Here is a 25,899-nt window from a genome sequence, read left to right as displayed (position 1 = left end):
TGGGTTTTCAGGATCATCACAGCAACCAAAGGAGACGGAATGCATCACGCCACCCCGCTTATCACCACCATTGTCGGCGGCCTTGTGCTCGCTTTTATATTAGGCATGATTGCCAATAAACTGCGTATTTCTCCTCTGGTGGGATATCTGTTAGCGGGCGTTCTGGCCGGTCCATTTACACCTGGTTTTGTTGCTGATACTAAGCTCGCGCCTGAGCTGGCCGAGCTTGGCGTTATTCTGCTGATGTTTGGCGTGGGGCTGCACTTTTCATTGAAGGATTTGATGGCGGTAAAGTCTATCGCCATTCCCGGCGCGATTGCCCAGATAGCAGTGGCAACGCTGCTGGGTATGGCGCTTTCAGCCGTATTAGGCTGGTCGCTGATGGTGGGGATCGTGTTTGGTCTGTGTCTTTCAACCGCCAGTACCGTGGTGCTACTGCGCGCGCTTGAAGAACGACAGCTCATTGACAGCCAGCGCGGGCAAATTGCCATTGGCTGGTTGATTGTCGAAGATCTGATGATGGTGCTGACGCTGGTTCTCCTGCCAGCCGTCGCCGGGATGCTGGAAAAAGAAGACGTCGGCTTCGCCTCGCTGGCCGTCGATATGGGCATTACCATCGGTAAGGTGGTGGCGTTTATCGCGATTATGATGCTGGTGGGTCGTCGCCTGGTACCGTGGATTATGGCCCGCAGCGCCGCAACCGGTTCACGCGAACTGTTTACCCTCTCAGTCCTCGCCCTCGCCTTAGGTATCGCCTTTGGCGCAGTAGAGCTGTTCGATGTCTCCTTTGCGCTGGGCGCGTTCTTCGCCGGTATGGTGCTGAATGAATCTGAACTAAGCCACCGTGCGGCGCATGATACTCTGCCGCTGCGCGATGCGTTCGCCGTGCTGTTCTTCGTTTCCGTCGGGATGCTGTTCGATCCGTTAGTTCTGATCCAGCAGCCGTTGGCGGTACTGGGCACGCTGGCGATTATCATCTTTGGTAAATCCCTTGCCGCCTATTTCCTGGTGCGCCTGTTTGGTCACTCCCAACGCACGGCGCTCACCATTGCCACCAGCCTGGCGCAGATTGGTGAATTTGCCTTTATCCTGGCGGGTCTGGGAATGGCGTTGAACCTGCTGCCGCAGGCCGGACAGAATCTGGTGCTGGCGGGGGCAATCCTGTCCATCATGCTCAACCCGGTGCTGTTTGCGGTGTTAGAAAAATACCTCGCCAAAACAGAAACGCTGGAGGAGCAGACACTGGAAGAGGCTATCGAAGAAGAGAAGCAAATTCCGGTGGATATCTGCAATCATGCCTTGCTGGTTGGCTTTGGTCGCGTCGGCAGCCTGCTGGGTGAGAAATTGATGGCTGCAGGGATCCCGCTGGTGGTGATCGAAACCTCGCGTACCCGGGTGGATGAACTGCGCGAGCGTGGGATCCGCGCGGTACTGGGAAATGCCGCCAACGAAGAGATTATGAATCTGGCGCATCTGGATTGCGCGCGCTGGCTGCTGTTGACCATCCCCAATGGTTATGAAGCGGGTGAAATTGTCGCTTCCGCGCGTGAGAAATGCCCGTCGATTGAGATTATCGCCCGCGCGCATTATGACGATGAGGTGGAATATATTACCGAACGCGGCGCCAACCAGGTCGTCATGGGTGAGCGTGAAATCGCCCGCACCATGCTGGAGCTGATTGAAACGCCGCCTGCAGGTGAAGTTGCTACGGCCAGTTAATGTCCGTGCCGGATAGCGTTATCGCTTATCCGGCCTATGTAAGATTTAACGGTCCCAGTACGACTCTTCTAGACTGTCTTCACGTTCCGGCAAACCGCGCGTCAGGCGCGGTGAATGCTGGTTAAGCACCTGATAACTCACGCGATTAGCATACTTACACACCTGGGCTAACGACGAATAGGTCAGCCAGGTGAACTTGTGCTTGCTGGAGTTAGGCACGTTGCTGCGGTGATAGCTGTTGGCGGTAATATCATGCAGCAATGCCGCCAGCGCGCCGTCACCTGCGCCGTTGGTGTTCATTATCTTTTCAGGTCCGCCCATATACGGTGCGATGTGCGAATACACGCGCAGCGGATTGGTACAGTCTTTATGGCGCATGGCGCGGCTGAATTCGTACTGATTAAATTCGGCAATAGCACCAGGGAGCAGAGGATGCTGGGTTTTACGTTTCACTTCTTCTTCCGTAAAGCCCGCCATATACAGACCCGCCGGACCCGCCGTGCACAGCACCAGATCCACCCAATCCAGCGCCTTGTCAGACGCCAGCAGCGGGTCGTTCTCGCCGGTCAGCGCTTCAGCCTCTTCTTCATTCATCGCCAGAATAGAGACATGCTCTTTCAGGAATGCCTGCCACCACTGCGGGTTATCGGCAATGACGAATTTGGTGCCCAGGGTCAGAACCACCGGCACATTGTGCTTTTTGGCGTATTCAATCGCCTTCATGGTCGCTTCCGGCATCGGCTCACCCGGTTCGCAGCGCACCAGATAAGACGTCAGCACCAGCGCGGACGCTCCGGCAATCACCGATTCAGGGATGCTATCCGCCCGTAGCTTATTCATATGCCCAGGGCTGATTGCGAAGGTACGCTCACCTGACTCGCCAATCAGCGTAAAGCAGCGGCCAATCGGTCCGTTAACGCCTTGCAGGTAGTTCAGGTCGGTACGGCTGGAGGTATTGCATAAATAGCGGTACGCATAGCTGCCAATCTCGATATTGCTGCACATCACGCCCAGCAGCACCGAGCGGTCATCCGCCAGCACAGAGTAGTTGTGCATCGTGTTACCGATAGTACCGCCCGCAAACTGATGGGTGATCAAGTTTTCACGCACCAGTTCCTGGTAGAGCGCTTCTGCGACATCATCGGCAATCACCAGAGAATGCCCGGCGCTTAATCCATAACGTTTTACAAAGTCATCATCCACTTTGGCTTCAATATCCACCAGCGTCTGGTCGATGCCCACCACCCAGGCTGCGCTGGTTTCATTTTCTGGCTGAATTTGTTGCAGCAACGGATCGCGCGCGCTGACGGGAAAATAGTGTTTGGATTTGCGTTTACCGGGAAATTTCATGGTCGATTTTACGGGTGGTTAACTGAGCGATGCATGGTAGCACATTCCCTGCCACGCATGCGATGCGGCGCTAAGTTTCAATATCAGACGGTGAGATCGCAGTTTATACGGGATTAATTTCTACAATAACTCACCTTCACAAGGAGCGTTTTATGAAGCCGGAAAACAAGATCCCCGTACTCGACAGAATTTCGGATGAAATGAAAAGCGTGGTGAATTTTCATCGCGACGATCTGCCGCCGTGGCCCGCTGCAGATGACTTCGTGGCCCAGCGCCAACACTACATTCATGAACGGCAGTTGTGGAATGCCGATGCCCCAGAGATGAATACCCGCGAATGCGTTATTTCTACCGCATGCGGCCCCGTGGCCACACGTATTTACTCACCGCAGCCCCATAGTCTGGCAACGTTGTATTATCTGCACGGCGGCGGTTTTATTCTCGGTAATCTGGATACCCACGACCGTATTATGCGCTTGCTGGCGCGCTATACGCAGTGCACGGTAATTGGTATCGACTATTCACTTGCGCCGGAAGCCCGTTTCCCGCAAGCCATTGAAGAGATTGCCGCCGTCTGCCAGTATTTTCATCAGCACGCTGGCGACTATTCTCTTAATGTGAATCATATCGGTTTTGCGGGCGATTCCGCCGGAGCCATGCTGGCGCTTGCCAGTGCGCTGTGGCTGCGGGATAAACGCATTGTCTGCGGCAAGGTGGCTGGGGTGCTGTTGTGGTATGGGCTTTACGGCCTGCAGGATTCACTGAGTCGACGGCTGATGGGCGGAGCGTGGGATGGGTTAACCCGCGAGGACTTGCAGATGTACGAAAACGCGTACCTGCGTAGCGCTGACGATCGCGAGTCACCGTATTATTGCCTGTTTAATAACGATCTGACGCGTGACGTGCCACCGTGTTTTATCGCTGGCGCTGAGTTTGATCCGCTGATTGACGATAGCCGCTTACTATTCCAGACGTTGCAGGCGCATCAGCAGCCCTGCCAGTACAAAATGTACCCCGGTACGCTGCACGCCTTCCTGCACTATTCGCGAATGATGAAAACCGCCGACGATGCATTACGGGAAGGCGCTCGTTACTTCAGAGCCCAGCTTTAACGGTAAGCGTCGGTCAGTTTAACCATCATTTCGATATGTTCCGGTGCGGCATTAAGCGCCGGAATATACTCATATTGCTTACCGCCAGCTTCGAGGAAAATCTCCCGGTTTTGTACCGCTATCTCTTCCAGCGTTTCGAGGCAATCTGCCGAGAAGCCCGGACACATAACCTGGATATGTTGTGTCCCTTTCTCCGCCAGCATTTTTAACGTTTCGTCGGTATACGGCGTCAGCCACGGTTCGCGACCAAAGCGAGACTGGAAGGTCATCATTACTTTTTCTGGCGGCAGGCCAAGCGCTGAAACCAGCTCTCGGGTGGTATCGCGACAGCGCTGCGGGTAGTCATCGCCTTCATCGGCGTAACGCTGCGGAATGCCGTGGTAGGAGAGCAGCAGCAAATCAGGTTCACCGTGTTGAGCAAATGAATCCCGGGCACTCTTCGCCAGCGCATCGATGTAGCTGCTGTCATCGGCGTAATCACGAATAAATGAAACGCCAGGAATACCGCGTTTACGCGCTAAGATACGCGCCAGTTCGTCCCAGACGGCCGCTACCGTCGAACAGGAATATTGCGGGTACAGCGGTAACACCACCATGTGTTCAACCCCGCTTGCCAACAGTTCATCGACCGCGCTTTCAAGCGACGGCGAACCGTAGCTCATTCCCAGCGCGACAGGGGTATTTGGTAGGCGTTCTGCCAGCGCCCGCTGTTGTGCCTTGCTATAAACCATCAGCGGAGAACCGTCTTCCATCCAGATTGACTGGTACAGCTTGGCTACGCGTGGCGCACGCAACGGTAAAATCACCCCGCGCAGCAGCGGCCACCACAGTGCAGGTGACGTATCAACTACGCGTGGATCGCTTAAAAACTGGCGCAGGTAGCGCTTAACGGCTTCGGGGGTTGGGGCATCGGGAGTGCCGAGGTTTGCCAGCAGGATACCGGTTTTCGTCTGACGCATTACCGCCTCTTATCGATTCAAATTGTTGATAATTGTAGCGGAAAAGCGATAAAGAAGAACTAATTGCTGTGAGAGGTAAGACGAGAATTTGCCTGATGGCGCTACGCTTATCAGGCCTACGCGATAATGGCAGGCCTGATAAGAGGTTTATTACGCGAAAAAATTAGCCGAGGATTTTTTCCAGCGCTGCGCGCACGTCAGCAACGGCCTGGGTGCCGTCAACTTTCGCGTATTTGGTGTTACCCGCCTGCGCTTCTTTAGAGTAGTAGCCGATCAGCGGAGCGGTCATCTGATGGTATTCCACCAGGCGCTTACGTACAGTTTCTTCCTGATCGTCTTTACGGGTGGTCAGCTCTTCGCCGGTCACGTCGTCTTTACCTTCAACCTTAGGCGGGTTGAATTTGATGTGGTAAACGCGGCCAGAAGCAGCGTGTACGCGACGACCCACGATACGGTCAACGATCAGTTCGTCAGGAACATCGAACTCCAGAACGTAGTCCACGTTGATGCCCGCTTCTTTCATGGCGTCTGCCTGCGGAATAGTACGCGGGAAGCCATCCAGCAGGAAACCATTACGGCAGTCTTCCTGAGCAATACGCTCTTTTACCAGCGCGATCACCAGCTCATCAGTCACCAGCTTACCGGCGTCCATGATGTCTTTCGCTTGTTTGCCCAGCTCGGAGCCAGATTTCACGGCGGCACGCAGCATATCACCGGTGGAGATTTGCGGAATACCATACTTCTCCATGATGAACTGAGCCTGAGTTCCTTTACCCGCGCCCGGAGCGCCAAGCAGAATGATACGCATTACGAAAATCCCCTTAAAGGTTGTCGATATTTTTTAAAAAGCGCTAAACGATACCACCATCACGCAATTGGCTCAAGAAAGACGCCCGACGCTGAAACGGTTAACGGTGGGAAAATTAAAAATAAGGAGAGAAAATGCCGGATGGCGGTGGAAACACCGTATCCGGCATACTATTACGAGATGCTGTAGGCCGGATAAGCGTTAGCGCCATCCGGCATTACATTACGGGTATCAGGACACCAGCAACTGGTTCATACGACGGATGAACTGGTTCGGGTCTTCCAGCGTGCCGCGCTCAGCAAACAGCGCCTGATCCAGCAGCAGTTCGACCCATTCTTTGAACTGCGCTTCGTCCTGGGTATCCGCCGTGCGTTTTACCAGCACGTGGTCCGGGTTCAGTTCAAAGATATATTTCACTTCCGGTACGGCCTGGCCCGCAGCGGCAAACAGTTTCGCCATCTGAGTGCTCATTTCATCCGCATCGGTGGTGACGATGGCTGGCGTGTCAGTCAGACGGTGAGTCAGACGCACTTCTTTCACGCGGTCGCCCAGCAGGGTTTTCACGCGCTCAACGAACGGCGTCAGCGCTTTTTCCGCTTCTTTTGCCGATTCATCAACTTCATCCGCCAGCTTGTCGATGGACTCGTCTGCTTTGGCAACAGACTGGAATGCCTTACCGTCGAACTCGGTCAGGTAGTTCATCATCCACTCATCGATGCGGTCAGAAAGCAGCAGCACTTCGATGCCTTTCTTACGCAGCAGTTCCAGGTGCGGGCTGCTCTTCGCTGCCGCATAGCTGTCTGCGGTGATGTAGTAGATTTTCTCCTGCCCTTCTTTCATACGCGACACGTAGTCTTCCAGCGACACGGTCTGTGCGGAGGAGTCAGTGTGCGTAGACGCGAAGCGCATCAGCTTAGCGATCGTTTCCTGGTTGGCGTGATCTTCCGCCGGGCCTTCTTTCAGTACCAGGCCGAACTGTTTCCAGAAGGTCTGGTATTTTTCCGCGTCGTCTTTCGCCAGTTTTTCCAGCATCTGCAGTACGCGTTTGGTCAGCGCGCTGCGCAGGTTACGGGTGACGGTGCTGTCCTGCAGGATCTCACGGGAAACGTTCAGCGGCAGATCGTTGGAATCTATCAGACCGCGCACAAAGCGCAGGTAGTTCGGCATGAACTGCTCGGCGTCGTCCATAATAAACACACGCTGGACGTACAGTTTCAGACCATGCTTGTGATCGCGGTTCCACATATCCCACGGAGCCTGGGACGGGATGTACAGCAGGCTGGTGTACTCCTGCTTACCTTCCACACGGTTGTGGCTCCAGGTCAGCGGGTCAGTGAAGTCGTGGGCGATGTGCTTGTAGAACTCGTTGTATTCGTCGTCTTTGATTTCCGACTTGTTACGGGTCCACAGCGCCTGCGCTTTGTTGATCTTTTCCCAGGAAACCACGGTCTCGCCGTCTTTTTCTTCGGATTTTTCGATCTCTACCGGCAGCGCTATATGGTCGGAATATTTGCTGATGATGGAACGTACGCGCCAGTCATCAAGGAACTCATCTTCGCCTTCACGCAGATGCAGGGTGATTTCGGTGCCGCGATCGTCTTTGGTGATGTCGGCAACGGTGTACTCACCTTCGCCCGCAGATTCCCAGAACACGCCGTTTTCCGGCTTATCGCCCGCAGCGCGGGTACGCACGGTGACTTTGTCCGCCACGATGAACGCAGAGTAGAAACCCACCCCGAACTGGCCGATCAACTGGCTGTCTTTCGCCTGATCGGATCCCATGGATTCGAGGAAAGATTTAGTACCGGATTTCGCAATGGTCCCCAGATGATCGATAACGTCATCACGGTTCATCCCCACGCCGTTATCGGCAATGGTCAACGTACGTTTATCTTTATCGAAGGAAACACGTACACGCAGCTCACCGTCCCCTTCATACAGGTCCGGGTTAGACAGGGCGCGGAAACGCAGCTTGTCTGCCGCATCCGAGGCGTTAGAGATAAGCTCACGCAGGAAGATTTCTTTATTGGAATACAGAGAATGGATCATCAGGTGCAGAAGCTGTTTTACTTCTGACTGAAAACCACGAGTTTCTTGTCCTTTCATGTAGATCTACCTCAACAATGCCATTTTCAATGGTAAAAACACGTTGAGGGTGAAATGGGGACAAGCGGGAAGGATTTCAAGCGGAAGCCGCCGTCGCGGCCTCCGTTTGTTCAGAATTTAATCTTGTGTCGCCCTGCCAGAGAGTGCGACAGCGTAGTGCCATCGACCATTTCCAGCTCGCCGCCGACCGGTACGCCATGGGCGATACGGCTGGCTTCAACGCCATATTGCATGCAAAGCTCAGCAATATAGTTGGCGGTCGCCTCTCCTTCGACCGTAGGATTGGTCGCCAGGATCAGTTCGTTGATTTGCTCAGACTCCAGTCGCTGTTCGAGACGATCCAGCCCGATATCATCAGGGCCAATACCGTCCAGCGGCGACAGGTGTCCCATCAGCACGAAGTAACGTCCGGAAAACTGCCCGGTTTGCTCAATGGCGTAGATGTCCGCCGGACTCTCCACCACACAAATCTGACCGTTTTCCTGGCGACGCGGGTTCGAGCAAATGTTGCAGACGTCTTGCTCTGTGAAGGTGCGGCAATCGGCACAGTGGCCGATTTCCGACATTGCCTTCGTTAACGCCTGTGCCAGACGCATCCCGCCGCTGCGATCGCGCTGAAGCAGCGTGAACGCCATGCGCTGCGCCGACTTCGGGCCAACGCCCGGCAGACAGCGCAGTGCTTCCATAAGCTGAGTTAACAGCGGGCTGGTTTGCATCAGAACGGCATCTTAAAGCCAGGCGGCAGCTGCATTCCGGAGGAAACAGAGGCCATCTTCTCTTTCTGCGTCTCTTCAATGCGACGCGCCGCGTCGTTGAATGCCGCAGCAACCAGATCTTCCAGCATCTCTTTGTCGTCTTCCAGCAAGCTTGGATCGATCTCCACGCGACGGCAGTTGTGCGCGCCGTTAATGGTCACTTTTACCAGACCCGCGCCAGATTCGCCGGTCACTTCCAGCTTGGCGACTTCTTCCTGCATCTGCTGCATTTTTTCTTGCATCTGCTGGGCCTGTTTCATCAGGTTACCCAGACCGCCTTTACCAAACATAGGCTTCTCTCTCAATCACGTTAAGGGATGACGACCGTCAAACCATTAGGCTCACGATCAAATGGGGCGAATACTCTCTTCGTCCAGCTCCGCATCGAAAAAACGACGCAGCGTCTGGATGTTATTATCCGCAATAATCGACTCACGCGCCTGCGCGAGTTTCTCTTCATAAATGGCCTGACGCCACTCCAGCGGCGTACGCACCGCTGGATTATCATCTTCAACGATGGTCAATTCAACCGTTGACCCCGTTAAGGAACTCAGTGCTTCAGCCAGTTTTTGCTGCGCGCCGCTGGAATTTAGGTGTCGCTGCGTGGAACGCAGGTGCAGGCAAACTACGTTGCCATTCTCTTCTTTCCAGGCATTAAGCGCTACCTGCTCCACCAGTTTAGGCAGCGAGAGCTGACTCACCTGGGCGGCCCACGGGTCACGTTCAATGGCTTCAGCCGCAAGCTTTGCCGCCAGTTCCGGCGTTTTTTCATGCTCAAGCGCTTTTTTCAGCGCTTTCGGCGTGGCAACGACTTCTTTAACTTCTGCAACAGGATTGGTCGCTTTCCAGCGATACGCTTCTTTCTTCGCCGGTGCTTTTTCCAGCGCAGAGACCGCCGGACGCGCCTGAACACGTTCCGACACCGAAGCCAGTCTTTCCAGCGCAGCATTATTCACCGGCCGCGCGCGGGAAGCGGCTGCCGGTTCACTCTTTTTTGCTTTGGTTGCTCCCTGAGCACGTTGCAACTGGCTACGCGCCGCCAACACCTGACTGGTGGCATCGGAGAGCGGCACATTCTGTTGCTGTTGGGCAGGCGCAGGCTGCTGCTGCACCTGCGTCGGGGTCATCACCGCCGTGGGTGCGACCGGGGCAAACGACTGTCGTGGAACTTCAGGTTCCGGGAGCGGCATGCGCGGATGAAAAGCCAGCGCACGCAGCAGCGTCATTTCGACGCCCATTCGCCTGTCCGGCGCATACGGCAGTTCTTTGCGCCCGATTAACAAAGTTTGGTAGTAAAGCTGCACATCAGTTGGCGGAACAATTCGCGCCAGTTCACGCATACGCTGTTCAATGGCGGCCATATCGCTGCCGAGCACGGCAGGCGAAAGCTGAACCATGGCAATACGATGCAGCAAAGCCGACATCTCAATCAGTAGCGCTTCCCATTCGATACCGCGCGCGGCAGCGTCGTTTACCAGCGCCATAACGCGTTCGCCGTCCGCAGCCACAACCGCTTCAACGAGCGAGAGCGCCTGGTCGTCGTCCAGCGTGCCGAGCATGGTGCTGACCGCCTCGGTCGAGACCTGACCATCGCCGCTGGCGATCGCCTGATCGGTCAGGCTCAGTGCATCACGCAGGCTACCGTCCGCGGCGCGAGCCAGCAGTTGCAGTGCACGTGGTTCATGGGCGATATGCTCTTCTTTGAGGATATGCTCAAGCTGATGGCGAATCTGTTCGACATCCAACGCTTTAAGATGGAATTGCAGACAGCGCGACAGGATAGTCACCGGCAGCTTCTGCGGATCGGTAGTCGCCAGCAGGAACTTAACGTGCGCGGGCGGCTCTTCGAGCGTTTTCAGCAAGGCATTAAAACTGTGGCGCGACAGCATGTGCACTTCGTCGATCAAGTAGACCTTAAAGCGACCGCGCGCAGGCGCATACTGGACGTTATCCAGCAGGTCACGGGTGTCTTCGACTTTGGTGCGTGAGGCGGCGTCGATTTCAATCAGATCGACAAAACGCCCCTGCTCGATTTCCCGGCAGTTATCGCACACGCCACACGGCGTGGCGGTGATGCCGGTTTCACAGTTTAATCCCTTCGCCAGCAAGCGGGCGATAGAGGTTTTCCCGACGCCACGGGTGCCGGAAAACAAATAAGCATGATGAATACGCCCTAGCGACAAGCCGTTCGCCAGTGCCGTCAGCACATGTTCCTGGCCGACGACGTCAGCAAAGGTTTGTGGGCGCCATTTTCGGGCTAAGACCTGATAACTCATTGGCAGGCTCTGAAAGGCTGGAGGGTGGATTCACAGGGGGATAATGCTAACACAACCTCGCAGCGACGGCGAGGTTGACACGTTATATTCGGGCGTTATCGTTGCAGTCAGTTTGGTTTCGGGCAGCGCACAGAAACCGGAGCGTACACGCAGTACGTGAGGATTTCGAGCACTGACCGGGGCCAAAATGGCAAAAAAGATAGCCCTAAATTAGTGGCCCGGGAATGGAACCAGGCTATAACAGGTAAGCCCCTGTTTTTCCAGACGCTGTTCGCCGCCCAGATCAAACAGGTTAATGATAAAAGCAGCATCGGTAACTTCACCACCCAGACGGCGGATCAGCTTTACGGTCGCTTCAATCGTGCCGCCAGTTGCCAGCAGGTCGTCCACAACCAGCACTTTATCGCCAGGTTTGATGGCATCAACGTGGATTTCCAGCTGATCGGTGCCGTACTCCAGCTCATAGGTCTCAGCAATAACTTCACGCGGAAGCTTACGGGGTTTGCGTACCGGAACAAAGCCGACGCCCAGACCCAACGCTACCGGCGCGCCAAACAGGAAGCCACGCGCTTCGGTGCCAACCACTTTAGTGATACCCGCATTTTTGTAGCGTTCAACCAGCAATTCAATGCTGAGGGCGTAGGCTTTCGGGTCTTCCAGTAAACTGGTGACATCACGAAATAGAATGCCCGGTTTTGGGTAGTCGTGGATGCTTTTGATGCTATTTTTGAGAAACTCAAGCTGCTGTGCTGTCGCGGTCATAAGTTTGTGCCTGATTAATACAGTATTACTTCACGGCGCACTAAACACTTCATCCTCGACGTATCTTGAATGATTTTGTGTCTATATAAGAGCCAAGGTTACACTTGCTTAACCTTTGACCACCTGCGCCTGTGCTCGAAAACGGTCGAATTTACTGGCTGTGAGAGACAATTGCAACAGCGATTATTGCGCTTTACTGCTTTTGTTGTTTTTCATCAATCACCGGGATCCGCCACATAAAAATCAGTAAACAGGCGAGAATAACCAGCAGCAGGCCGCGTACCCACATCATATTGACCAGCCACAGTGAAATACCAAACGTCACCAGGATCAACAAAATAGCGCGCGGTTTTGCTCCCGGCGGCATCGCACGGTGTTTTTGCCAGTGGCGCAAATACCCGCCGAACCACGAACGGTAAAGCAACCAGTCGTGAAAACGCGGCGATGAGCGGGCAAAACACCAGGCAGCCAGCAGTATAAACGGCGTCGTCGGCAACAGAGGCAATACAACGCCCAGCGTACCTAGCACTACCGCTATCCAGCCAATGATGATTAGAATAATGCGTTGCATAATATGAGTACTTAACACAGAGAATCGCTACTTTAGCATAACGGTTCTCATTTTCATCGGAGTGTTGTTGTGAAAACCGCCATGCTGTTACAGACGCTCGAAAACCAGCTTAACCGCTTGCGACAACATTGCGCCCCGCTGGCGCACCACACAACGCTTAGCGCCCGCTTTGACAGGCATCTGTTTCACACGCGCAGCACGTTGCTGCAGGCCTGCCTGGAAGAAGCTGACGATAATCTTACTGCCCTGCGCCGCGCCGTTGAGCAGCAGCAACTCCCACAAATCACCTGGCTTGCGGAACACCTTGCCTCACAGTTAGAGGCGATTTCACGTGAAACCGCCAGTTGGTCCCTTCGAGAGTGGGACAGCGCTTCTCCAGGTCTGGCGCGCTGGCAGCGCAAGCGGGTCCAACATCAGGAATTTGAACGCCGTCTGGTTGAAATGACGCGTGAACGCAAAGAGCGTCTGGCTCAGGCTACCGGCTTTGAAGAACAGCAAAAACTGCATCGTGAAGTAGAAGCATTCGAGGCGCGACTGGCGCGTTGTCGCCATGCTCTGGCAAGAATAGAAAACGTGCTGGCGCGTTTAACCCGTTAATCCCCGGAGAATTTATGTCATTAGAGAACGCCCCGGACGAGGTCAAACTGGCCGTCGATTTGATTGTTTTACTTGAGGAAAATCAGCTACCAGCACGAACGGTGCTACGCGCGCTGGAGATCGTCATGCGTGATTATGAAAACAAACTTAAAACTGCGGAAGGCACCTCGCAAACTGATTAATTGCCCTCTGGTCTGCCATTGGCTTCGGTGTCAGAGTCGTCGCAACATCACGACGATAACGGACAGATCATGGAACGACTCCCCACCACACCCCACGACGCGGTCTTTCGGCAAATGCTGACGCAAAAGGAGGTTGCCCGAGATTTTTTGCAGATCCATTTGCCTGAAGCATTTCTCAATATATGCGATATGGATACATTAACGCTGGAATCAGGCAGCTTTATTGAGGACGATTTACATACCAGCTATTCAGATATCCTCTATTCCCTGCAAACAACACATGGACCCAGCTACGTTTACGCACTGATTGAACATCAGAGTAAGCCCGATAAATTCATGGTCTTTCGCCTGATGCGCTACGCAATTGCCGCCATGCAACACCATCTTAACGCCGGGCATAAGACATTACCTCTGGTCGTTCCTATCCTGTTTTACCATGGTATGGAAAGTCCGTGGCCTTATACCCTTAACTGGCATCACCTGTTTAGCGAACCAAAGCTTGCGAAAGCGCTTTACGGCAATGAATTTACACTGGTAGACCTGACCGTAATGCCAGATAATCAGATCTTGCAGCATCAACGGGTAGCGATGCTGGAACTCCTGCAAAAACATATTCGTCGACGGGATCTGAGTGAGCTATTGGATCAACTGGTCACACTCTTAACACAAGAGCATCTGACAGAATATCAAATCGACGTTTTGATTAATTACATGCTTAAAGCAGGAAATACCACGGAACCCGGCGTACTTGTCCGCCATCTGGCGCAGAGTGCGCCAGAGTACAAGGAACAGCTGATGACGATTGCCGAATGGTTGGAAGAAAAAGGCAGAGTGGAAGGCATACAACAAGGGCTGGAAAAAGGGTTAGAAGAAGGTCGGCAGGTTGAAGCGCGTAATATCGCACAAAAAATGCTCGCCCGCGGCCTGGAACTGGAGCTGATTACGCACCTTACAGGCCTGACGCAGGAAGAACTGGTCGCGCTGGCGCACTAAATGCAATCAGGGCGGCAAATATGCCGCCCTGATTGCAACTTAACCTACAGAAGGCGTCGGATCATCACCTTTAATGATGTCACGCTTAACCTCGGTCACGGTATCACCTTTCGCGTTATGCAGATGCACTTCGAGCTGGTTAAAGGCGATATCAATGTCGTTTTCACGGCACAAACGATCGACCGCACGGTTCAGTTCATCAACCGTGTGGCTACGATCGCGCAGTTCACGCACGTATAAACGCAGTTCATGATCCAGCGTGCTGGCACCGAAGGCGGTAAAGAACACCGCAGGCTCTGGATCGTGCATCACTTTCGGGTGTTCCATCGCCGCCTGCAGCAGCACTTTCTTCACTTTATCCAGATCCGAACCGTAGGCCACGCCGATGCGGATCACCAGACGCGTGGTGGTATCGGAAAGCGACCAGTTGATCAAACGCTCCGTCACAAATGCTTTGTTCGGGATGATCACCTCTTTGCGATCGAAGTCGGTAATGGTGGTGGCACGGATACGGATCTTGCTGACCGTTCCTGAGAACGTACCGATAGTCACGGTATCGCCGATGCGGACCGGGCGTTCAAACAGAATAATCAGACCCGAAACAAAGTTACCGAAGATTTCCTGCAAGCCAAAACCAAGACCAACCGACAGGGCTGCTGCCAGCCACTGTAGCTTATCCCATGAAACACCGAGCGATCCGAAGACCGTCATCGCGCCGATGGCGATGATCGCGTAGTTAAGGATCGTGGTGATCGCATACGAAGCGCCCTGACGCATCTTCAGTCGCGACAGCACCAGCACTTCCAGCAGGCCGGGTAAGTTACGGATCAGCGCCCACGCGACCATTGACGCAATAATCGCAAACAGCAGGCTGCCCATGGTGACGTCTTTCACCACCGCAGCTCCCGCTTCGGTGCCGTTGTAATGCCAGAGCGTAATGCTATCGAGGTAGCTGAATACAGTTATCAAATCAGACCAAATAGCCCAGAACAAAACACCAAACAGGGCAACCATTACCAGCATGGTGATGCGCAGCGTTTGCTGGTTCACCTGCTCAAGCGCAATGGTCGGTTCTTCCTGCGGCTCGGCTCCTTCCGCCCCTTCTTTCACCAGGTTCTGACGACGCGCTAAGGCACGGCGCCAGGCGATACGCCGTGCCGCCACGCTCAATCCACGCAGTACCGTCTGATACAGCAGGTTCCAGAGGATAACCAGATAGACCGTTTCAATCCAACGACCGGCCAGGCGCAACGTGGTGTAGAAATACCCTGTCGCCGTCAGCACCATTAATGCAATCGGGATAATTGAGAGGACAGTAATGGTAACCAGACGCAAGCCATGCGACTCTTTGTCGCGCCAGCTTTCACGACACATTGGCCATACCAGGAAGGCGATCAGCAGCAGGTTGAGGAAAATAACTACCTGACCCAGCACATCGTCCATCAAATTAAGCGGTGACAGCTCAGCAATGACCGACCAGAAGTTGAGCGGTAACAGCGCCAGGCTAATACGCACGATCTGGCGGCGCCAGTGGCTGGTCTGCTTCGCTGGCATACCAAAATGACGAATTGCCACGCCATCTTTTTCCAGCACCTTCCAGCACAGACCAAACACCAGCCAGAAGACTGTCATCTTCTTACTGAACGCCCACAGCAGGTCGCTGATATTCAACTGCATGGTAAGCAGAATCAGGCCCACGGCGAGGATAATCAGGCACGCCGGCAACGCTCTGATCAGATCGATCAGAATCGCTTTTGGCGTATTGAGCTGACTGTCATTACGCAGATTCCCTACTGCGGCGGCTAATTTCGCCTGATACTCTTTCAACCATTTCAAACGCCAGCGGATTAACCCGGCAATAAGCAGCAACGGTAGCCCCGCCAGGAACGCAATAAAGACGGCGGGCCAGGCTTTTTCCCAGTTCACTGTGATTTTCATCGACTTAAACTGGTCTTTTAGCGTTTGCGGGAAGGCTTTGATCCAGTCCCAGTCCATCGGACGGTTACTATTAACCCAGAAGATTTGCTGCGTGAGGATCCCTTTCAGGTTCTTCGACACGCTCATTAGCTGCTGTTGATTGATTTGCAGGTTAATCGCCATCATCAACTGGTTGCCCAGTTGCTTGTTCAGCTGATCCAACAGTTCACGGCGCATATCCACAACCTGCAGCAGGGCATCATGGACTTCACCATTCACTTCGTTGCTGTGCCCTTCTTCCAGTTTGGCGACAAACGCATCGTTCTGGAATAGCGCATCACGCTGCTGGTTTATCTCAAACTGTTCCAGACGCAAATCAGCGATCCGGTTAGTCATATCGGCAAGTTCATCCGCCGACGGCAGTGTTTGTTGTTGCTGATACAGAATACGCGACAGCAGCAGACTGCCTTTCAGGACAGCAATCTGCTCTTTAATGTTGCGTTCGGATTGCAACGCGCGGTCAAGCCAGTTTTTGACTTTGATATTCTGCTGCATCAGGTTGTTGCCGTTTTCGGTCGCGGCAATCAGACGCTGACTTAGCTGATGGTTAACGTCCAGTTCCTGCTTCACTAACGGATTTGACTGAATACGCTCGGCTTCATCCGGCGTTACCGCTTCCTGAGCCGTCTTTTCGGTTAACGTCAGTCGTTTGCTGTTCACCGCTTCTTGCAGAAGCTGGAGCTGATGTTCAAGCCGGTTACTGTTAGCTGTTACGTAATCACGTTGTTTTTGCAAGGTATCCTGCAAAACAGTATTACCTTCGAGGCTCTTACGCTGTTGGTCGATCTGCGCACTCAGCAGCGCCTGCTGTGCCTGCAGCAACACCTGCTGGCTGGGGCGTAACGCAGCCTCTCCCACATTGTTGCCATCGAGTCGATTACGAATTTGCTGCATTTGCTGCGACGCGGTGTACATCGCATTCTGCACACGCTCTGGCTGCGTCTGGAGCGACACCAGTTGGCTGTTGTAAGCGGCAAGATCGTTTTGTGCACTTTGCAGGTCATCCAAAACCTGTGCCACGCGCGACTCAAGCTGTCGCAAGGAGAGTGTACTCAGCGTTTTTCGCGTTTCATCGTCGTTATCGACATCGCTGAGCGAATTTAACGCATCCGTCGCCTGACGCATTTTCTCCGGTGCCTGGGCAACTTTCTGGCGAAGCTGTACGGTCTCATCTTTCACGCGATCGATTTTATCCAACGTGGCGATGGTATCGATGAGATCCTGTTGGACCAGCTTATCCTGCGCGGAGAGATCTTTTTGTTTACTCAGTGCGTCCAGTTGGCTCTGAATATCCGCTTTCGTCGGCAGTTCACCACTCTGTTGCGCCCGCGCAAAAGCAGACGACTGGCAAGATAGCAAGAGAATGAAGAAAAGAATGGTAATAGCAATAAGATGCTGTGAACGTTTATAGAGCTGCAACATAGTCATGAGAGTGAACGTTTCTGAACCGGAAAAGTGACCGAAAATAGTCAAGCGGCAAGAATATCACGGCTGTGACCGGCAGAATAGCAGCAGGCAAAACGACCAGGAGAATTCCTGGTACAGGCCCAAAACGTTTAGTGGATTTCCGCCACGCCAAGCCGCAGAGTTGGGCACATAAGGCACATCTCCAGCAGCACAGCCACGTATTCCCGAGCTTCTTTTTTCAGATCAAACGATTCGGGGGCAAATAACCAGTTTTCTATGATTCCGGTAATATAGCTACGCAACAGGACCGCCACGCGACGGGTGTTCAGGTTTTCCGGCAGCATATTGGCATCCATACAGTGCCGCAATGTTTGTTCGATACGATCGTAATTTTCAATACAAAGATGGCGTTGAGCTAACTGAACAGAGGCCATTTCCCCGACAAATTCGCATTTGTGGAATATAATTTCCAGCAACAAACGTCGGCGTTCTTCTGTCACGGTAGCTTCAAGAACGTAAATTAAAATTTCTCTTAATACTGATAGTGGATCGTCGGGGAATTTTGCCTGATACTCAGTCTCTAACTCATCAATGTTAGGTTTTGCTAGCTCCCAGATTTCACTGAATAAATCCGACTTGTTTTTGAAATGCCAATAGATTGCGCCGCGCGTGACACCAGCGGCTTTTGCGATCTCCGCAAGCGAGGTGGATGATACCCCTTGTTGCGAAAACAAATGCAGAGCAACATCGAGAATATGCTGTCGTGTTTCCTGTGCTTGTTGTTTGGTTTTTCGTGCCATATGTCAGTGAATTTACAGGCGTTAGATTTACATACATTTGTGAATGTATGTACCATAGCACGACGATAATATAAACGCAGCAATGGGTTTATGGGCTTTAAGCCATTGATCAATTTGAAATCGGACACTCGAGGTTTACATATGAACAAAAACAGAGGGTTAACGCCTCTGGCAGTCGTTCTGATGCTCTCAGGCAGCTTAGCGCTAACAGGATGTGACGACAAACAGGCCCAACAAGGGGGCCAGCAGATGCCAGAGGTTGGAGTTGTTACGCTCAAAACTGAACCTCTACAGATAACAACTGAGCTTCCGGGTCGCACCAGTGCGTTTCGCATTGCAGAAGTTCGCCCTCAGGTTAGCGGTATTATCCTGAAGCGTAATTTCACCGAAGGTGGTGACATCGAAGCGGGTGTATCTCTCTATCAGATTGATCCTGCGACTTACCAGGCCGCTTATGAAAGCGCAAAAGGTGATCTGGCCAAAGCACAAGCCGCAGCAAATATCGCTCAACTGACGGTTAAACGTTATCAGAAACTGTTGGGTACTAAGTACATCAGTCAACAGGATTACGATAGCGCGCAGGCAGACGCACAGCAGGCAAACGCCGCCGTTGTCGCCGCGAAAGCCGCGGTAGAAACTGCACGCATCAATCTGGCCTATACCAAAGTGACGTCGCCGATCAGCGGCCGCATTGGTAAATCATCCGTTACGGAAGGTGCTCTGGTGCAAAACGGTCAAGCGACCGCACTGGCGACCGTTCAACAGTTGGACCCGATCTACGTGGACGTGACGCAGTCAAGCAACGACTTCCTGCGCCTGAAACAAGAGCTGGCCAACGGCACGCTGAAGCAAGAGAACGGCAAAGCGAAAGTCGAACTGGTAACCAATGACGGCATTAAATTCCCGCAGTCCGGTACGCTGGAGTTTTCTGATGTGACGGTTGATCAAACTACCGGGTCGATTACGTTACGCGCCATCTTCCCTAACCCGGATCACACCTTACTGCCGGGTATGTTCGTCCGCGCACGTCTGGAAGAAGGGATTAACCCAACGGCATTACTGGTTCCACAGCAAGGCGTTACCCGTACACCGCGTGGCGATGCCAGTGCATTGGTTATCGGTGCAGACAATAAAGTTGAAACTCGTCAAATTGTCGCCGCGCAAGCGATTGGCGACAAATGGTTAGTCACTGATGGACTTAAGCCGGGCGACCGCGTGATTGTCACTGGGCTGCAGAAAGTACGTCCTGGCGCGCAGGTAAAAGCGCAGGAAATCACCGCTGATAACAACCAGCAAGGCCAAAGCGGTAGCCAGCCTGAACAGTCCAAGTCTTAACTTAAACAGGAGCCGTTAAGACATGCCTAATTTCTTTATCGATCGCCCAATATTTGCGTGGGTGATCGCCATTATCATCATGTTGGCAGGGGGGCTCGCGATCCTCAAATTGCCGGTAGCGCAATATCCAACTATTGCACCGCCAGCAGTGACGATCTCCGCGACCTACCCTGGCGCTGATGCCAAAACAGTACAGGATACTGTTACGCAGGTTATCGAACAGAACATGAACGGTATCGATAACCTGATGTACATGTCCTCTAACAGTGACTCCACGGGTACCGTGCAGATCACCCTAACCTTCCAGTCTGGTACTGATGCGGATATCGCGCAGGTACAGGTGCAGAACAAACTGCAGCTGGCCATGCCGTTGCTGCCTCAGGAAGTACAGCAACAAGGGGTTAGCGTTGAGAAGTCATCCAGCAGCTTCCTGATGGTGGTCGGTGTTATCAACACCAACGGCACCATGACGCAGGAGGATATTTCCGACTACGTTGGCGCCAACATGAAGGATGCCATCAGCCGTACTTCAGGTGTGGGTGATGTTCAGCTGTTCGGTTCTCAGTACGCGATGCGTATCTGGATGGATCCGAACAAACTGAACAACTTCCAGCTGACGCCGGTTGATGTAATCAGCGCCATCAAAGCGCAGAACGCCCAGGTTGCAGCCGGTCAGTTAGGCGGTACGCCGCCGGTGAAAGGCCAGCAGCTTAACGCGTCAATCATCGCGCAAACCCGTCTGACCTCCGCTGATGAGTTCAGCAAAATTCTGCTGAAAGTGAATCAGGATGGTTCCCAGGTTCGTCTGCGTGACGTGGCGAAAGTGGAACTGGGTGGTGAGAACTACGACATCATTGCGAAGTTCAACGGTAAACCGGCATCCGGTCTGGGTATCAAGCTGGCGACAGGTGCTAACGCCCTGGATACAGCAAACGCTATCCGCGATGAACTGAAGAAGATGGAACCGTTCTTCCCGTCAGGTCTGAAGATCGTTTACCCGTATGACACCACGCCGTTCGTGAAAATCTCTATTCACGAAGTAGTGAAAACGCTGGCGGAAGCAATCATCCTCGTGTTCCTGGTAATGTATCTGTTCCTGCAGAACTTCCGCGCGACGCTGATTCCGACTATCGCCGTGCCGGTGGTGCTCTTGGGTACGTTTGCCGTCCTTGCGATTTTCGGCTTCTCGATAAACACCCTGACGATGTTCGGGATGGTGCTCGCCATCGGCCTGCTGGTGGATGACGCCATCGTTGTGGTCGAGAACGTTGAACGTGTAATGGCTGAGGAAGGACTACCGCCGAAGGAAGCAACGCGTAAATCAATGGGCCAGATTCAGGGCGCACTGGTGGGTATCGCGATGGTACTGTCAGCGGTATTTATCCCAATGGCGTTCTTCGGAGGTTCTACCGGTGCAATTTACCGTCAGTTCTCCATCACCATTGTTTCCGCGATGGCGTTGTCTGTGCTGGTGGCGTTGATTCTGACCCCTGCCCTGTGTGCGACCATGCTCAAACCGATTGCTAAAGGCGATCACGGAGAAGGCAAAAAAGGCTTCTTCGGCTGGTTTAACCGCATGTTCGATAAGAGTACGCACCATTACACCGATAGCGTAGGCGGTATTCTGCGCAGCACCGGTCGTTATCTGGCGCTGTATCTGATCATCGTTGTGGGCATGGCCTATCTGTTCGTTCGTCTGCCAAGTTCGTTCCTGCCAGATGAAGATCAGGGGGTATTCCTGTCTATGGCTCAGCTGCCAGCGGGTGCAACGCAAGAGCGTACCCAGAAGGTGCTGGACGAAATGACGGATTACTATCTGACCAAAGAAAAAGCGAACGTTGAATCGGTGTTTGCCGTTAACGGCTTCGGTTTTGCAGGTCGTGGTCAGAACACCGGTATCGCATTCGTCTCTTTGAAAGACTGGAGTGAACGTCCAGGTAAAGAGAACAAAGTTGAAGCGATTACTCAACGTGCAATGGGCGCATTCTCGCAGATCAAAGACGCGATGGTCTTTGCCTTTAACCTGCCAGCGATTGTGGAGTTAGGGACCGCGACCGGTTTTGACTTCCAGTTGATTGACCAGGCAGGTCTGGGCCATGAGAAGCTGACTCAGGCGCGTAACCAACTGTTTGGTGAAGTCGCGAAGCATCCTGATCTGTTGGTCGGTGTTCGTCCTAACGGTCTGGAAGATACGCCGCAGTTCAAGATCGATATCGATCAGGAAAAAGCGCAGGCTCTGGGCGTTTCCATTAGTGATATTAATACAACGCTGGGTGCAGCATGGGGCGGAAGCTACGTGAATGACTTCATCGACCGTGGTCGTGTGAAGAAAGTTTACGTCATGTCTGAAGCGAAATACCGTATGTTGCCGGAAGATATTGGAAACTGGTACGTCCGCGGCAGCGATGGACAGATGGTACCGTTCTCCGCCTTCTCTACCTCACGTTGGGAATACGGTTCACCGCGTCTGGAACGCTATAACGGTCTGCCGTCCATGGAAATCTTAGGCCAGGCCGCTCCGGGTAAAAGTACCGGTGAAGCCATGGCCATGATGGAGCAACTGGCCAGCAAACTGCCATCCGGTATCGGTTATGACTGGACCGGTATGTCCTACCAGGAACGACTGTCCGGCAACCAGGCCCCTGCCCTGTATGCCATTTCACTGATCGTCGTGTTCTTGTGTCTGGCAGCGCTGTACGAGAGCTGGTCAATTCCGTTCTCCGTAATGCTGGTTGTACCGCTGGGTGTTATCGGTGCATTGCTGGCAGCAACGTTCCGCGGCCTGACCAACGACGTTTACTTCCAGGTAGGCCTGCTCACAACCATTGGGTTGTCGGCGAAGAACGCGATACTTATCGTCGAATTCGCCAAAGACTTGATGGATAAAGAGGGTAAAGGTCTGATAGAGGCGACGCTGGACGCAGTACGCATGCGTTTACGTCCAATCCTGATGACGTCACTGGCCTTTATTCTGGGCGTAATGCCGCTGGTCATCAGCTCCGGCGCAGGTTCCGGTGCACAGAACGCCGTTGGTACTGGCGTAATGGGCGGGATGGTGACGGCTACCGTGTTGGCTATCTTCTTTGTTCCGGTGTTCTTTGTGGTGGTACGCCGCCGCTTTAGCCGCAAAAATGAAGATATTGAGCATAGCCACTCAGTAGAGCATCATTGATACATCTCTAAAGATAAGGCCGCGCAAGCGGCCTTTTTTCTGGAAAAATCATAAAAATCACTTATTGCCATTCCGTTTATTTTCTATCGGATAAATAAGCGATATAATCCTTGCAGCCTTAAAGGCTATTCTTAAAAAAACAGCGAGAGTTCTTATTTACTTTAATAAATATTAAGATTAATCCTATCCACTGGTTCACATTGTCGGTTGTTGCCTTTCGTTGCTAAACCTAAACAAGATAACCCGATGATTGCCCGAAGAATAAAAAAATTGTCCCATTTCGAATAGCGGCATTTATCTGTTAAAATGTAAAAATGACGTAGCATCATAATTTTACATAATTGTAATTTTTCGTGATATGACGATGAAATCTTTTTTAGAGTAGATTATAGTTAAATCATCAGGAGTCGCGGGCAAGTTCCAGGTAGTTGTTGTATCCATCCCGAAAGGTGTTCGGTTAGTTTAAGCCACTAAGAAGGGGATGCGTTATGGATGAATACTCACCCAAAAGACATGATATCGCGCAGCTTAAATTTCTCTGCGAAACTCTGTATCATGACTGTCTTGCAAACCTTGAACAAAGTAACCATGGCTGGGTTAATGACCCTACCTCTGCAACCAGCTTGCAGCTCAATGAACTGATAGAGCATATTGCAACCTTCGCACTTAATTATAAAATTAAGTACAATGAGGACAATAAGCTGATCGCGCAGATAGATGAATACCTGGATGACACTTTTATGTTGTTCAGCAGTTATGGTATTAATACGCAGGATCTGCAGAAATGGCGGAAGTCAGGTAATCGACTGTTTCGCTGTTTTGTCAATGCCACCAGGGCTAATCCTGTTAGTTTGTCTTGTTAAAAATTATTACAATCATAGGTAAGAGTTATGTCCGATAAACCATTAACTAAAACAGATTATTTGATGCGCCTGCGACGTTGCCAGACAATTGATACGCTAGAGCGCGTTATTGAAAAAAATAAATATGAATTGTCCGACAACGAACTGGCTGTATTTTACTCAGCAGCGGATCATCGCCTTGCTGAATTGACCATGAATAAGCTTTACGACAAGATTCCAACTTCTGTTTGGAAATTCATTCGCTAATTGCACTCAAGGTTAAGTCAGGTATAGCGGTACCGTTGTCTGGCTGACCATTTTCGTATTTACAATGGTTATTTAATTCAAATCGCGTGACTATGATCACAGCAAAGAAGCGGGAACGTTCCCCTTGTTTGCATTACGTTTTACTGTGCTGAAATAACCTTCAGTACACAGGGAATTCGTAATGCGTAATGAAAAGCAAAAAATGATCGCCGGCGAATACTATCGCCCGGCAGATGAAACGCTGCGCAGTGACCGACTAAGCGCTCGTCAGTTGATCCATCGCTACAATCTCACCGCTCCCGATGAAAAAAATGAGCGTCAGGCAATCCTGCACGATCTGTTAGGTCAGAGTGAGGGAGCCTATATTGAACCCTCTTTCCGTTGTGATTACGGTTATAACATCTATCTTGGTAAAGACTTTTACGCCAACTTCGACTGCATTATGCTCGATGTCTGTCCAATTCATATTGGCGACAACTGCATGCTGGCACCAGGCGTTCATATCTATACCGCGACCCATCCGCTGGATGCTACCGAGCGCAACAGTGGCCTGGAGTTCGGAAAGCCCGTGACTATCGGCAATAATGTCTGGATAGGTGGCCGTGCAGTGATCAATCCCGGCGTCACGCTGGGCGATAACGTGGTTGTGGCATCAGGCGCAGTGGTCACTAAAAGCGTTCCGGCAAACACCGTGGTTGGGGGCAATCCCGCAAGGATCATCAAAACGCTGTGATCTTAAATGTAACTGTTATGCTAAATTGCGGTTAATCTGTTACTTTCTTCAAAGGGTATCCCCTTTTAAAATAGGGCGATCCCTCCTGAATTTTGCAGATATCACGAAGGCAAGAGATGACAGAAATACAGCGCCTGCTTACTGAAACAATCGACGACTTAAATATTCGCGAGAAGCGCGACAACAAACCGCGCTTTAGCATCAGCTTTATTCGCAAACACCCTGGGCTGTTTATCGGCATGTATGTTGCGTGGTTTGCCACGCTGGCGGTGATGCTACAGTCAGAAACGTTAGTCGATTCGGTATGGCTGCTGGTGGTACTGTTCGTTGTACTCAACGGCTTTTTCTTTTTCGACGTTGCGCCACGATACCGCTTTGAAGATATCGACGTTCTGGATTTTAGAGTTTGCTATAACGGAGAATGGTACAACACTCGCTTTGTCCCCTCCTCTCTCATCGATACTATCCTGCACTCACCGTCCGTGGATAGCGAACATAAAGCACAGCTGCAAAAGATGATATCGCGCAAAGGCGAACTCTCGTTTTACGATGTCTTTACGCTTACCCGCGCCCAGACCAGCCAGTAACGGCATCTCAGCACAGATAAAAAAAGTGCGTTCCTGCGAAGGTAACGCACTTTAATCCCTGAAATGCTGGCAAAGAAACTAACGTCTTTTTTTACGCCCCTGTACTGCTTTAAAGCGCGGATTCGTTTTGCAGATAACGTACAAACGCCCTTTGCGTTTTACTATCTGGCAGTCAGGATGGCGCTGTTTTGCGCTGCGAAGTGAATTGAGTACCTGCATTTTAACCCCGCTTAACGCCAATAAAATGACCAAAACGTTTTTGGAAACGTGCTGCACTACCTTCATTATCAAAGGTTTTTTGTTTCCCGGTATAGTACGGATGTGATTTAGAAGAGATATCGAGGGTCACGTACGGGTACATTTTCCCCTCAAACTCAATTTCACGCTCAGTCTTGATGGTCGAACCGACCTTAAAGAATTCATTGGCACTGGTATCGTGAAACACTACGGTACGGTAAAAAGGATGAATATCCGGTTTCATGGCAACCTCAATTTGATACGTTATAACATAACCATAAAAATACACCACTCTTGCACAAACCACAACCTGATTTACGCTACAGGGAGTCAAACGGGATGATAAATGGCC

24 protein-coding genes and 1 other annotated feature are annotated in these 25,899 nt (G+C 52.2%); of the genes, 11 read left to right on the top strand and 13 right to left on the bottom strand.

Going from position 1 to position 25,899, the window contains the following annotated elements:
- The first annotated feature begins 39 nt into the window (after positions 1 to 39).
- Entirely contained in the window at positions 40 to 1,719 is a 1,680-nt protein-coding gene (gene ybaL / locus OGY68_RS06875) for a YbaL family putative K(+) efflux transporter (RefSeq protein ID WP_003021783.1), read from the top strand.
- A 45-nt stretch (positions 1,720 to 1,764) separates the two neighbouring features.
- Here ybaL and gsk read toward each other — a convergent pair whose 3' ends face one another.
- Complete coding sequence (gsk, locus tag OGY68_RS06870) at positions 1,765 to 3,069, bottom strand: inosine/guanosine kinase (RefSeq protein WP_003021781.1); 1,305 nt, start codon at positions 3,067 to 3,069, stop codon at positions 1,765 to 1,767.
- A 152-nt stretch (positions 3,070 to 3,221) separates the two neighbouring features.
- On the opposite strand from gsk, the gene aes reads away from it, so the two are divergent.
- Positions 3,222 to 4,181: an acetyl esterase gene (aes, locus tag OGY68_RS06865; RefSeq protein ID WP_003831053.1), complete on the top strand. Its 960-nt coding sequence runs from the start codon at positions 3,222 to 3,224 to the stop codon at positions 4,179 to 4,181.
- Here the strand turns inward: aes and hemH are convergent.
- The 8 genes from hemH to OGY68_RS06825 all read right to left on the bottom strand — a co-directional run bounded on the left by hemH (position 4,178) and on the right by OGY68_RS06825 (position 12,418).
- A complete protein-coding gene (hemH, locus tag OGY68_RS06860; RefSeq protein ID WP_003831052.1) occupies positions 4,178 to 5,140 on the bottom strand; it encodes a ferrochelatase in 963 nt (320 codons plus the stop codon). The two genes, aes and hemH, sit on opposite strands and share 4 nt — an antisense overlap.
- Positions 5,141 to 5,303: 163 nt before the next feature.
- A complete protein-coding gene (adk, locus tag OGY68_RS06855; protein ID WP_003021773.1) occupies positions 5,304 to 5,948 on the bottom strand; it encodes an adenylate kinase in 645 nt (214 codons plus the stop codon).
- 231 nt (positions 5,949 to 6,179) lie between these two features.
- Positions 6,180 to 8,054 (bottom strand): molecular chaperone HtpG, encoded by a 1,875-nt coding sequence (gene htpG / locus OGY68_RS06850; protein WP_032942554.1) that lies wholly within the window; start codon positions 8,052 to 8,054, stop codon positions 6,180 to 6,182.
- Between the two features lie 110 nt (positions 8,055 to 8,164).
- A complete protein-coding gene (gene recR, locus OGY68_RS06845) occupies positions 8,165 to 8,770 on the bottom strand; it encodes a recombination mediator RecR (RefSeq protein ID WP_003831050.1) in 606 nt (201 codons plus the stop codon).
- Positions 8,770 to 9,099, bottom strand: coding sequence for a YbaB/EbfC family nucleoid-associated protein (locus tag OGY68_RS06840; protein ID WP_003021764.1), 330 nt, complete (start codon positions 9,097 to 9,099; stop codon positions 8,770 to 8,772). Before OGY68_RS06840 ends, recR begins: the two co-directional genes overlap by 1 nt.
- 57 nt (positions 9,100 to 9,156) lie before the next feature.
- On the bottom strand, positions 9,157 to 11,085 hold the full coding sequence (gene dnaX, locus OGY68_RS06835; RefSeq protein WP_057067771.1) for a DNA polymerase III subunit gamma/tau: 1,929 nt from the start codon (positions 11,083 to 11,085) through the stop codon (positions 9,157 to 9,159).
- Positions 9,760 to 9,824 (bottom strand) — a sequence feature (DnaX frameshifting element). Its footprint overlaps the gene before it by 65 nt.
- A gap of 210 nt (positions 11,086 to 11,295) precedes the next feature.
- Positions 11,296 to 11,847 carry an adenine phosphoribosyltransferase gene (gene apt / locus OGY68_RS06830; RefSeq protein ID WP_003021759.1) on the bottom strand — a complete coding sequence of 184 codons (552 nt, stop codon included), beginning with the start codon at positions 11,845 to 11,847 and terminating at the stop codon, positions 11,296 to 11,298.
- 193 nt (positions 11,848 to 12,040) lie between these two features.
- Entirely contained in the window at positions 12,041 to 12,418 is a 378-nt protein-coding gene (locus OGY68_RS06825) for a DUF454 family protein (RefSeq protein ID WP_008783969.1), read from the bottom strand.
- A 69-nt stretch (positions 12,419 to 12,487) separates the two neighbouring features.
- Here OGY68_RS06825 and priC point away from each other — a divergent pair, with 69 nt between their 5' ends.
- The 3 genes from priC (at position 12,488) to OGY68_RS06810 (ending at position 14,190) form a co-directional block, all read left to right on the top strand.
- Positions 12,488 to 13,015 (top strand): primosomal replication protein N'', encoded by a 528-nt coding sequence (gene priC, locus OGY68_RS06820; RefSeq protein ID WP_048214780.1) that lies wholly within the window; start codon positions 12,488 to 12,490, stop codon positions 13,013 to 13,015.
- A gap of 14 nt (positions 13,016 to 13,029) precedes the next feature.
- Positions 13,030 to 13,197 (top strand): pleiotropic regulatory protein RsmS, encoded by a 168-nt coding sequence (gene rsmS / locus OGY68_RS06815; protein WP_065772037.1) that lies wholly within the window; start codon positions 13,030 to 13,032, stop codon positions 13,195 to 13,197.
- Positions 13,198 to 13,266: 69 nt separating this feature from the next.
- Entirely contained in the window at positions 13,267 to 14,190 is a 924-nt protein-coding gene (locus OGY68_RS06810; protein ID WP_057067769.1) for an Rpn family recombination-promoting nuclease/putative transposase, read from the top strand.
- 39 nt (positions 14,191 to 14,229) lie between these two features.
- On the opposite strand, the gene mscK is transcribed toward OGY68_RS06810, so the two are convergent.
- Both mscK and acrR read right to left on the bottom strand, forming a co-directional pair.
- Positions 14,230 to 17,595: a mechanosensitive channel MscK gene (gene mscK, locus OGY68_RS06805; RefSeq protein WP_032942551.1), complete on the bottom strand. Its 3,366-nt coding sequence runs from the start codon at positions 17,593 to 17,595 to the stop codon at positions 14,230 to 14,232.
- A gap of 128 nt (positions 17,596 to 17,723) precedes the next feature.
- Positions 17,724 to 18,374 (bottom strand): multidrug efflux transporter transcriptional repressor AcrR, encoded by a 651-nt coding sequence (gene acrR, locus OGY68_RS06800; RefSeq protein WP_003831045.1) that lies wholly within the window; start codon positions 18,372 to 18,374, stop codon positions 17,724 to 17,726.
- Positions 18,375 to 18,515: 141 nt separating this feature from the next.
- On the opposite strand from acrR, the gene acrA reads away from it, so the two are divergent.
- From acrA to OGY68_RS06770, 6 genes are all read left to right on the top strand, one after another.
- Entirely contained in the window at positions 18,516 to 19,709 is a 1,194-nt protein-coding gene (gene acrA / locus OGY68_RS06795; protein WP_020996573.1) for a multidrug efflux RND transporter periplasmic adaptor subunit AcrA, read from the top strand.
- Between the two features lie 22 nt (positions 19,710 to 19,731).
- Positions 19,732 to 22,881 carry an efflux RND transporter permease AcrB gene (acrB, locus tag OGY68_RS06790; protein ID WP_008783964.1) on the top strand — a complete coding sequence of 1,050 codons (3,150 nt, stop codon included), beginning with the start codon at positions 19,732 to 19,734 and terminating at the stop codon, positions 22,879 to 22,881.
- 488 nt (positions 22,882 to 23,369) lie between these two features.
- A complete protein-coding gene (gene tomB / locus OGY68_RS06785) occupies positions 23,370 to 23,744 on the top strand; it encodes an Hha toxicity modulator TomB (protein WP_003021733.1) in 375 nt (124 codons plus the stop codon).
- A 27-nt stretch (positions 23,745 to 23,771) separates the two neighbouring features.
- Positions 23,772 to 23,990, top strand: coding sequence for a hemolysin expression-modulating protein Hha (gene hha, locus OGY68_RS06780; RefSeq protein WP_002892050.1), 219 nt, complete (start codon positions 23,772 to 23,774; stop codon positions 23,988 to 23,990).
- Positions 23,991 to 24,171: 181 nt separating this feature from the next.
- Positions 24,172 to 24,723 carry a maltose O-acetyltransferase gene (gene maa, locus OGY68_RS06775; RefSeq protein ID WP_057067570.1) on the top strand — a complete coding sequence of 184 codons (552 nt, stop codon included), beginning with the start codon at positions 24,172 to 24,174 and terminating at the stop codon, positions 24,721 to 24,723.
- A 116-nt stretch (positions 24,724 to 24,839) separates the two neighbouring features.
- A complete protein-coding gene (locus OGY68_RS06770) occupies positions 24,840 to 25,310 on the top strand; it encodes a YlaC family protein (protein ID WP_020996574.1) in 471 nt (156 codons plus the stop codon).
- A gap of 78 nt (positions 25,311 to 25,388) precedes the next feature.
- Here OGY68_RS06770 and ykgO read toward each other — a convergent pair whose 3' ends face one another.
- Together ykgO and OGY68_RS06760 are read right to left on the bottom strand one after the other, a co-directional pair.
- Positions 25,389 to 25,529: a type B 50S ribosomal protein L36 gene (ykgO, locus tag OGY68_RS06765; protein WP_005125190.1), complete on the bottom strand. Its 141-nt coding sequence runs from the start codon at positions 25,527 to 25,529 to the stop codon at positions 25,389 to 25,391.
- 1 nt (position 25,530) lies between these two features.
- The gene (locus OGY68_RS06760) at positions 25,531 to 25,791 is read right to left on the bottom strand and encodes a type B 50S ribosomal protein L31 (protein WP_008783961.1); all 261 of its coding nucleotides are present in this window, start codon (positions 25,789 to 25,791) and stop codon (positions 25,531 to 25,533) included.
- Between the last annotated feature and the right edge of the window lie 108 nt (positions 25,792 to 25,899).

It is taken from the genome of Citrobacter sp. Cpo065 (assembly GCF_030332805.1).
GTDB classification, from domain to species: domain Bacteria; phylum Pseudomonadota; class Gammaproteobacteria; order Enterobacterales; family Enterobacteriaceae; genus Citrobacter; species Citrobacter portucalensis.
Note: the sequence above shows the minus strand (reverse complement) of the source record. Positions and strands in the feature narration are given on the sequence as shown.